This window comes from Microbacterium sp. P2_F9, from assembly GCF_056403635.1.
Map to the genome: position 1 here is coordinate 19,535 of NZ_JBFUFC010000028.1, position 9,696 is coordinate 29,230.

A 9,696-nucleotide genomic window follows, 5' to 3' on the forward strand; every position below is an offset into this window, starting at 1 on the left:
CACCACGGCCGACTCGGTCGACTCCTCCACCCGGGCTCCGACTGGGGAGGAACGGTCAGACTTCGACGGCCATCCAGGCGGCGCCGCGGACGCGCCAGCCGAGGGTCGCGAGGCGGGCGAGCATGTACACCCCGAAGAATGYGAGCGCGAGCCACGCGAGCCCGGCGGCGCCGGTCGGGTGCAGCGCCGCGATCAGCACGAGGCACGGCAGGTACGGCACGAGATTGAGACCGCCCGCCACCGCGAGGTAGCGGCCGTCGCCCGCGCCGATCAGCACGCCGTCGAGCACGAACACCGCGCCGCAGAGCGGCTGGGCGACGGCGAGCACGATGAGCGCGGGCTGCACGAGGGCGGCGATCTCGGCATCCCCGGTGAACAGCAGTCCGATGACACCGGAGAGGGCCCCGATCACGAGCCCGACCGCGATGCCGAACCATGCCCCCCAGGCAAGCGTGCGGCCCAGCACATGGCGCACCAGGCCTCGATCATCAGCACCGAGGCCCTTGCCGATCAGCGCCTGCGCGGCGATCGCGAGGGCGTCGAGCGCGAAGGCCGCGGTCGAGAAGATCGTGAAGGCCACCTGCCAGCCGGCCAGCTCCTCCGTGCCGAGCCCGGTCGCCACGACGACGGTCGCGAGCAGCGCGACCCGCAGCGACACCGTGCGCAGGAACAGCCATCCGCCTGACCGGGCCGAGCCGCGCACGCCTTCGCGATGGGGACGGACGGATGCCTCGTGCCGGCGTGCCAGCCGGCCCACGACGACCGCGAACGCGGCCACCATCCCCCACTGGGCGACGACGGTGCCGGCGGCGGACCCCGCGATCCCCCAGCCGAGGCCGTAGATGAACATCAGGTTGAGCAGCGCATTGGCCCCGAACCCCACGCCCGCGATCCACAGCGGGGTCACGGTGTCCTGGAGCCCGCGCAGGAGCCCGGTCGCGGCGAAGACGACGAGCATCGCGGGGAGGCCCCACACCGAGATCTGCAGGTAGACGATCGCCTCGCTGGCGACCTCGGGCGTCGCCCCGAAGAGGCCCACGAGCAGCGGGGTCGCGAAGAAGCCGGCCAGCGCCAGCCCGGCGCCGAGTCCGAGCGCGAGCCACATCCCGTCGATGCCGACCGAGACCGCCTTGGTGAGGTCGCCGCCGCCGAAGCGCCGCGCGACCGCCGGGGTCGTCGAGTAGGCGAGGAACACCATGAGCCCGACGATGGTCTGCAGCACCGCCGAGGCGATCCCGAGCGCGGCGAGCTGCGTCACGCCCAGGTGGCCGACCATCGCCGCATCGACGATGAGGAAGAGGGGCTCCGCGATCAGCGCCCCGAGCGCGGGCACGGCGAGCCGCAGGATGTCGCGGTTGAGGGTCTGGCCCGGGCTCGTCACCCTCAGAGCCTACGAGGATCCGCGGGCGCGGCATCCGCTCGGATCACGATGCGGTCACGGCTTGCGATCCGTCCCCGTTCGGGTGGTGCGGTGCGCCCGGGGACATATCCTTGAGCAATGACCGAGGCCCCCCGATCCGGTCTCATGCTCGATGATCTGAGCGCTGAGATCCGCCCCCAGGACGACCTGTTCCGCCACGTCAACGGCGCGTGGCTGGAACGCACCGAGATTCCCGACGACAAAGCGCGCTGGGGCTCGTTCCACCTCATCGCCGAGCAGGCCGAGAAGGACGTCCGCGCGATCGTCGAAGAGTCGCAGGATGCCGAGCCGGGCACCGAGTCGCGCAAGATCGGCGACCTCTACACGAGCTTCATGGACACCGACCGCATCGCCGCGGCCGGCGCCGCACCGCTCGCCGAGCAGCTCGCCGCCGTCGACGCGATCGACTCGATCCCGGCGCTGCTGCGCACGGTGGGCGCGCTCGAGCGCGATGGGGTCGGCGGCATCGCCCTGCTCTACGTCGAGCCCGACCCGGGCGACCCGACCCGCTACGTCCCGTTCCTCATCCAGGGCGGACTGTCGCTTCCCGACGAGTCGTACTACCGGCTGGAGAACTTCGCCGAGACGCGGATCGTCTTCCGGGGCCACGTTGAGCGGATGCTGGAGCTCGCGGGCGTCGCAGAGCCCGCGGCCGCGGCCGACCGCATCACGACCCTCGAGACGGAGCTCGCCACCCACCACTGGGACAACGTGCGCAGCCGCGACGCCGTCGCGACCTACAACCTGAAGACCTGGGACGAGGTGCAGGCGCTCGCCGGCATCGACCTCGGACCCTGGCTCGAGGGCCTCGCGCCCGACCATGCCAAGGCATTCGCCGAGGTCGTCGTGAGCCAGCCGAGCTTCGTCGAAGGGCTCGGCACCCTCCTCGTCGAGGATCGTCTCGAGGAGTGGAAGGACTGGCTGCGCTTCTCGATCGTGCACGGCGCGGCCACGTTCCTGTCGGACGACTTCGTCGATGAGAACTTCGCGTTCTACGGCACGCAGCTTTCCGGCGTGCCGGTGATCCGCGAGCGCTGGAAGCGTGCGGTGGGTCTCGCCGAAGCGGCGATGGGCGAGGCGATCGGCCGCGTCTACGTCGAGCGGCACTTCCCGCCGGCCGCGAAGGAGGCGATGGACGTCCTCGTCGCGAACCTCATCGAGGCCTACCGGCAGTCGATCGCCGAGCTCGAGTGGATGAGTCCAGAAACCCGCGAGCGCGCGCTGGCGAAGCTCGACGCGTTCACGCCCAAGATCGGCTACCCGGTCAAGTGGAAGGACTACTCGGCGCTCGAGATCGACCCCACCGACGTCGTCGGCAACATCCGCCGGTCGCACGTGGTGGAGCACGACCGCCAGCTCGACAAGATCGGCAAGCCGATCGACCGCGACGAGTGGTACATGACGCCGCAGACCGTCAATGCGTACTACAACCCGCTCATGAACGAGATCGTCTTCCCCGCAGCGATCCTGCAGTACCCGTTCTTCGACGCCGACCGCGATGCCGCAGCCAATTACGGCGGCATCGGCGCGGTCATCGGACACGAGATCGGCCACGGCTTCGACGACCAGGGCAGCCGCTTCGACGGCGACGGGTCGCTGCGCGACTGGTGGACCGATGCCGACCGCGAAGCCTTCGAGAAGCGCACCTCGGCGCTCATCGCGCAGTACAACGCGCTCGTTCCGCAGGGCCTGGCCGAAGAGAACAAGGTCAACGGCGCGCTCACGATCGGCGAGAACATCGGCGACCTCGGCGGCCTGGGCATCGCGCTGAAGGCGTACGAGCTGAGCCTCGGGAAAGAGTCGGTCCCTGAGCTTGTCGAAGGGTCGGACGGGGACGCTTCGACAGGCTCAGCGACCCGAGCGACCGGACCCGAGATCGAGGGGTACACCGGCATCCAGCGCCTCCTGCTGAGTTGGGCRCAGATCTGGCAGCAGAAGGGTCGGGATGCCGAGACCATCCGCCTGCTGACCATCGACCCGCATTCGCCCAACGAGTTCCGCTGCAACCAGATCGTCCGCAACATCGACGCGTTCTACGATGCTTTCGGCGTCACCGACGCGGACGCACTCTGGCTGCCGGAGGATCAGCGCGTCACCATCTGGTGACCATCTCGCCTCCCCCGGACCCCCGGCCGGGTGGAGAATCCGCTTCATCGCGACGCATCGCAGCGTCGGATCACCCGCACGAAAGGAAGCATCTTCGTGGGCACGCCCCCTGAGCCAATCGATGCACCTGCGTCGTCCGCTCAGGAACCCCGAGGACTGCGCCGAGGTGCGCGGCGTCTGCCTCGTCGGGCCGCCGTCGGCCGCCGATCCTTCACCTCGACCCTGAAGGCGCTCGACGAGCTCGCCTCGTCCGGAGCTCGTGTCTCGGTGCGGGTGAACGACCTCGACCGCGGCACGACCGTGCTCTCCGGCGATGATTTCGAGACCCTCCCCATCGCCGGCCTCGGCATCGTGCCGCTGCTCATCGAGGTCGCGGCGGGGTTCGAGGCGGGCACGCTCGAGCCGCTCGAGATCATCGAGCGCACCTCGGTCAAGCCGGTCGCGGTCGGGGGTGTCTGGCAGCACCTCAAGGCGCCGGCGCTCCCGCTGCAGGACCTCGCCGTGCTGGCGGCCGCGACGGGCGACGCGACTGCGGCGAACGCCCTGCTGGCGCGCGTCGGCCTCGAAGCGGTCCGGGCGCGCATCGACCAGCTCGGCCTGTCGAGGTCGGCCCTGCTCGATCGCTTCCGCGATGAGCGCGGCCCCGACGATGCGCCGCATTTCGCGCTCGGCTCGGCGCGCGAGCTCGCGGACGTGTTCGCCTCGCTGGTGAACGGGCACGCGGTCTCGCCCGGGGTGAGCGCTCAGGTCGCCGAGTGGCTGAGTCTCAACCACGATCTGTCGCTCGTCGCGTCCGCGACCGGCCTCGACCCGTTCTCCCACGAGAACGACGAGCACGGGCTGCTCTTCATCAACAAGACGGGTCGGGATGCCGGCATCCGCGTCGAGGCGGGCGTGCTGGCCGGGCCCCGGGCCGGGGTGTCGTATGCGCTGATCGTGTGCTTCGACGACCTGTCCATCGCGCATCGCCTGCGCGCGCACGAGGTCTTCCGCACGCTCGGGGTCGAGCTGATGGAGTACGTCTTCTAGGTTCAGAAGACGATCGTGTGGTTGCCGTGTCGGATGACGCGGTCCTCGGCATGCCACTGCACCGCGCGCGACAGCACGGCGCGTTCGACGTAGGCGCCGTGCGCCTGCAGGTCAGACGCGGTCATCGCGTGGGTGACCCGTGCGACGTCCTGCTCGATGATCGGACCTTCGTCGAGGTCCTTCGTGACGTAATGGCTGGTCGCGCCGATGAGCTTCACGCCGCGGTCCTTGGCCTTGCGATACGGGGCGGCCCCGACGAAGGCGGGCAGGAACGAGTGGTGGATGTTGATCACCGGCACCGCCACATCCTCGAGGAACGTGTCCGACAGGATCTGCATGTACCGGGCGAGCACGACGAAGTCGACGTTGCCCTTGAGCAGCTCGACGATCTTCGCCTCGGCCGCCGACTTGTCCGGCCCCTGCGAGGGCACGTGGAAGAACGGGATGCCGAAGGACCGGACATCCTCGGCGGTGTTCGTGTGGTTCGAGATGACCATCGGGATCGTCACGGGCAGTTCGCCACGGCGGTGCCGCCACAGCAGTTCGAGCAGGCAGTGGTCGCTCGTCGACGCGAGGATCGCCATCCGCTTCGGAACCGACTGATCGGTGAGCTTCCACTCCATCCCATACGGGGTCAGGGTCTTGGCGAGGTCTGCCTCGATCTCGGGGAGGGCCGCCGTCAGGTTCGGCCGGTTGAAGACGACCCGCTGGAAGAACGCCCCGCCCTGCGGATTGTCGGAGTACTGGTCCAGGGTGACGATGTTCCCCTGATTGCGGGTGATCAGGGCGGTGACCGCGGCGACGAGTCCGGCCTTGTCGGGGCCGTGGACGATCAGGCACGCGTGATCGCGCAGGGATTCGTGGTGCAGTGTCATCGGGAGCTCCTCCAGCCGAGTATCAGCCTCGCTCAAGTCTGGCCCGTGCCGAACCCGTGCGCGCAATCGGGGGCGGTCAGACCTCCAGCGGCCAGCCGGTGTAGGCCTCGGCCAGATAGGTGCGGCCCGCCTCGGATTCCACGACCGAGCGCAGCTCGCCGAGCTGGCGGCGGCGGTCGAAGTCCGAGGCATCCGGTGCCACGTGGAGCATGCTCGTCATCCACCAGGAGAAGTGCTGCGCCTTCCAGATGCGGTGCAGCGCCTTCTCCGGGAAGGCGTCGAGCAGCCGCTCGTCACCGTCGAGGAGCAGCGCCCGCAATGCCCGCTCGAGGATGATCACGTCGGCGACCGCGAGGTTCATCCCCTTCGCGCCCGTCGGCGGGACGGTGTGGGCGGCATCCCCGACGATCGCCACGCGGCCCCGGCGCAGCTCGTGTGCCACGAAGCTGCGGAAGCGGAGGACGTCGCGCTGGAAGATCGGACCCTCGGTGAGCGTCGTGCCGGGCACGCGGGCCTGCAGCATGTCCCAGATCTCGGCATCCGACAGCGCATTCGGGTCGGCTTCGGGGTCGCACTGGAAGTACATCCGCTGCACCGTGGGGCTGCGCTGGCTGATCAGGGCGAACCCGTCGGGGGAGTTGCTGTAGATCAGCTCGTGAGCGCTCGGGGGTGCTTCGGTGAGGATGCCGAACCACGCGAACGGGTATTCGCGGAAGTAGCCGCCCGTCGACGAGCCGGCCACCGCCGGGCGGACGACGCTGCGCGAGCCGTCGGCGCCGACGACGAAGTCGGCCTCGATCACGTAGTGCTGGCCGTCCGCGTCGGTGGCCACGACGCGGGGCAGGGTGCTCTCGGCATCCTCGACCCGCTCCACCGTCACACCGAAGCGCAGGTCCTGGCCTCCGGCGAGACGCGCGGCGATGAGGTCCTTCAGGGCTTCGTGCTGCGGGTACAGCCACACGCTGCGTCCCACCAGACCCGGAAAGTCGATGCGGTGACCGTGGCCGGCGAAGCGCAGCTCGATGCCGTCGTGCCGGGTGCCGACGGTGCGCGCACGACTGAACTCGCCGAGCGTGTCGAGCAGTTCTACGGTGCCCTGCTCGAGGATGCCCGCGCGGATCGTGCTCTCGATCTGCTCCCGCGACCGCTGGTCGACCACGATCGACGCGATCCCGGACTGGGCGAGCAGGTGCGAGAGCAGCAGGCCGGCTGGGCCGGCGCCGACGATGGCGACCCGGGTGCGGATGGTGGCGGTCAAGGCGTCTCCTTCGACGGATGGCAGCGGATGCCGCAACCCCAGTGTGCGATCACAGCCGGCTCGATCCGCCCTGCGATCCCATTGAACGGGAAAGTGCTCTCACCCGCGGAAGCCGAGAGACCGCTCGATCTCGCGCTTGCCGGCGTGCAGTTCGACCAGGGCGGGTTCGACCGGGTCGTCTCGCCGCAGGACGACCGACAGCGCGGCGGCGACCGCGCCGGTCTCGTCGCGCACCGGGACGGCCACGCCCGTCGATACCGATTCGATGAAGCCCCGGGCGACGGCGTGCCCGAGCGCACGCACCTCCGCGAGTTTGCGGCGCAGCGCCGTCGGGTCGGTGATCGTCTCGCGGGTGAGTGGCAGGAGCGGTGCCGCGAGGACGCGCTCCTGCAGGTCGCGGTCGCCGAACGCGAGCAGCACCAGCCCCGAGGACGACGCGTGCAGCGGCAGTCGCCCGGCGATCCGGGTGACGTTCGAACCCGAGCCCGGCCCGCTCAGCCGCTCGAGGAAGAGCGCCTCGTCCTGCTCGAGGATCGCCAGCTGCGTGTGCTCCCGCACCCGTGCCTGCACCCGCTCCATCGCCGGCATCGCGGCCTGGCGGAGCCGCAGCGCCTGCGACGAGCGGGTGGCCAGCTCCCACAGCCGCATGCCGATGCGGATGCGGCGGTCGTCGTCGCGCTCGAGCAGCCCGGCGTCGACCAGCTCGCCCACGATCCGGTGCGCGCTCGAGCCGGGCAGCCCCGCGCGGCGCCCGATCTCGGCGGCGGTCTGCACGGTCCGCGTCGGGGTGAAGGTCTCGAGCACGCGCACGAGCCGGTCGGTGACGGAGTCGCCGGAGGTCGAATTGGCCATGAGCAAGGATGACACGACTCCCATTGGATGGGAATCGCGGTGCGGGCGGCCTCGCTCCCGGGGGACCATAGGTGGCCCCTTGCAATCGTGCCGGTGCGCGATCGACCTCGAAGGAGACGCCGATGACCCCAGCCGCTGCGCCGGAGAGCCTGCTCGCCTCGCCTGACCAGCTCTCCCAGGCCGAGATCACTCAGGAGATCATCGACTGCCACGCCGCCGCGGACGCCCGTGAGGCGGCCGGTGAGCGGGTGGCGCCGACCCTCCACGACTTCCCGCCGTATCGCTCCAGCATCCTGCGGCACCCCACGAAGAACCCGAAGCTGGTCGACCCCGAGACGATCGAGCTGTGGTCTCCGGCGTTCGGGCAGCGGGATGTCGCCGCGATCGAGTCCGACCTGACCCTGCAGCACACCGGCGAGCCGCAGGGCGAGCGGATGACGGTGCAGGGCCGCCTGCTGGATTCGTGGGGGCGGCCGCTGGCGAACCAGCTGATCGAGCTGTGGCAGGCCAACGCCGCGGGGCGCTACATCCATCAGCGCGACCAGCACCCCGCTCCGCTCGACCCGAACTTCACCGGYGCGGGCCGCGTGGTCACGAACGACAACGGCGAATACAAGTTCACGACGATCAAGCCCGGGGCGTACCCGTGGAAGAACCACGTGAACGCGTGGCGGCCCGCGCACATCCACTTCTCGGTGTTCGGGTCGAGCTTCACGCAGCGCATCGTCACGCAGATGTACTTCGAGGGCGACCCGCTCTTTCCCCTGGACCCGATCTACAACACGATCCGCCGGCAGGCCGACCGCGACCGGCTCATCGGGCACTACGACCACGACCTCACGGTTCCGGAGTTCTCGATGGGCTACCGCTGGGACATCGTGGTCGACGGCCCGGATGCCACCTGGTTCGAGCCCGAGGAAGGAGACCACTGATGGCCGAGAACACGGTTCCCGAGAAGACCCACCTGCCGAGCCCAGGGCAGACGGTCGGACCCTTCTTCGCTTTCGGCCTCGACTATGCGAAGAAGCACGAGGTCGCCTTCCCGCACAGCCCCGGTGCGATCGTGGTCGGCGGCACGGTCTTCGACGGCGCCGGCGCGCCGATCCCGGATGCCGTCATCGAGATCTTCGGCGCCGACTCCGATGGCACCGTCCCGCGGTCGCGCGGCGCGTTCCGCCGCGACGACCACAGCTTCACCGGCTTCGGCCGCGCGGCGACCACCGACGAGGGCCGCTACGAGTTCTGGACCCGCAATCCCGGCTCGATCGGCGGCGGCGCACCGTTCTTCGCGGTGATCGTCTTCGCCCGAGGCCTGCCGGACAAGCTGCACACCCGCATCTACCTGCCCGAGGACGAAGCCCGCCTCGCCGCCGACCCGCTGCTCGCGTCCCTCGAGCCGGACGAGCGCGCTACGCTCATCGCGACCCGCACCGCTGAGGGTCACCTGCACCACGACATCCGGCTGCAGGGCGACGAAGAGACCGTCTTCCTCACGTTCTGACCCGCCCACGCCGCTGAGCGATCACGCGGACACCCTGGAGGCACGAGTGGGACTGCTGTCACCGATCACGGTCGGGTACGACGACGAAGTGACGGATGCCGCGATCCTCGACGCGCTCGTCACCGTCGAGGTCGCCCTGGTGCGCGCGTACGGGGCGGTCGGCGTCGCGCCGGCCTCGGTCGTCGCGACCGTGGACGAGGCCTTCGCCGACGGACATGGGATCGACCCGGCCGCGCTGGCCGCGGCATCCGTCGCCGGAGGCAACCCGGTGATCCCGCTCGTCGGGCAGCTGGCAGAACGCGTGCCCGCCGAGGCGCGCCTCTGGGTGCACCGAGGGGCGACGAGCCAGGACATCCTCGACTCCGCCCTGATGGTTATCAGCCGCGCGGCGGCGGACCGGATCCTGTCCTCCCTGGGCGACCTCGAAGCCGCTCTGGCGTCGTTCGCCGCCGCGCATCGGGACGACGTCGCGGCAGCCCGCACGCTGACCCAGCACGCCGTGCCGACCACGGTCGGGCTGCGCGCGACGACCTGGCTGCGCGGCATCCGCCGGGCGAGCGGGCGACTGGATGCCGCGGCCCGCGCGCTCCCGGCGCAGCTCGGCGGTGCGGCCGGCACGCTCGCGTCGTTCGTCGAGATCGCCGGGGCCGAGGCC

At 70.3% G+C, this 9,696-nt stretch carries 9 protein-coding genes; 5 read left to right on the forward strand and 4 right to left on the reverse strand.

Going from position 1 to position 9,696, the window contains the following annotated elements:
* Positions 1-55: 55 nt before the first annotated feature.
* Positions 56-1,381: an MATE family efflux transporter gene (locus AC1DVT_RS04920; RefSeq protein WP_477387004.1), complete on the reverse strand. Its 1,326-nt coding sequence runs from the start codon at positions 1,379-1,381 to the stop codon at positions 56-58.
* Between the two features lie 117 nt (positions 1,382-1,498).
* Here AC1DVT_RS04920 and AC1DVT_RS04925 point away from each other — a divergent pair, with 117 nt between their 5' ends.
* A complete protein-coding gene (locus tag AC1DVT_RS04925) occupies positions 1,499-3,526 on the forward strand; it encodes a M13 family metallopeptidase (protein ID WP_477387006.1) in 2,028 nt (675 codons plus the stop codon).
* Between the two features lie 96 nt (positions 3,527-3,622).
* Complete coding sequence (locus AC1DVT_RS04930; protein ID WP_477387008.1) at positions 3,623-4,555, forward strand: serine hydrolase; 933 nt, start codon at positions 3,623-3,625, stop codon at positions 4,553-4,555.
* A 2-nt stretch (positions 4,556-4,557) separates the two neighbouring features.
* On the opposite strand, the gene purU is transcribed toward AC1DVT_RS04930, so the two are convergent.
* From purU to AC1DVT_RS04945, 3 genes are all read right to left on the reverse strand, one after another.
* Positions 4,558-5,430, reverse strand: coding sequence for a formyltetrahydrofolate deformylase (gene purU / locus AC1DVT_RS04935; protein WP_477387010.1), 873 nt, complete (start codon positions 5,428-5,430; stop codon positions 4,558-4,560).
* Between the two features lie 76 nt (positions 5,431-5,506).
* Positions 5,507-6,688, reverse strand: coding sequence for a 4-hydroxybenzoate 3-monooxygenase (locus AC1DVT_RS04940; protein ID WP_477387012.1), 1,182 nt, complete (start codon positions 6,686-6,688; stop codon positions 5,507-5,509).
* Between the two features lie 99 nt (positions 6,689-6,787).
* Positions 6,788-7,540 (reverse strand): IclR family transcriptional regulator, encoded by a 753-nt coding sequence (locus tag AC1DVT_RS04945; RefSeq protein ID WP_477387014.1) that lies wholly within the window; start codon positions 7,538-7,540, stop codon positions 6,788-6,790.
* Positions 7,541-7,662: 122 nt separating this feature from the next.
* Between AC1DVT_RS04945 and pcaH the strand changes: the two genes are divergently transcribed.
* The 3 genes from pcaH to AC1DVT_RS04960 form a co-directional block, all read left to right on the forward strand.
* On the forward strand, positions 7,663-8,472 hold the full coding sequence (gene pcaH / locus AC1DVT_RS04950; protein WP_457099547.1) for a protocatechuate 3,4-dioxygenase subunit beta: 810 nt from the start codon (positions 7,663-7,665) through the stop codon (positions 8,470-8,472).
* Positions 8,472-9,041 (forward strand): protocatechuate 3,4-dioxygenase subunit alpha, encoded by a 570-nt coding sequence (gene pcaG / locus AC1DVT_RS04955; RefSeq protein ID WP_477387016.1) that lies wholly within the window; start codon positions 8,472-8,474, stop codon positions 9,039-9,041. Before pcaH ends, pcaG begins: the two co-directional genes overlap by 1 nt.
* A gap of 46 nt (positions 9,042-9,087) precedes the next feature.
* On the forward strand, positions 9,088-9,696 hold a 609-nt coding region (locus tag AC1DVT_RS04960; RefSeq protein WP_477387018.1), incomplete at its 3' end, for a lyase family protein.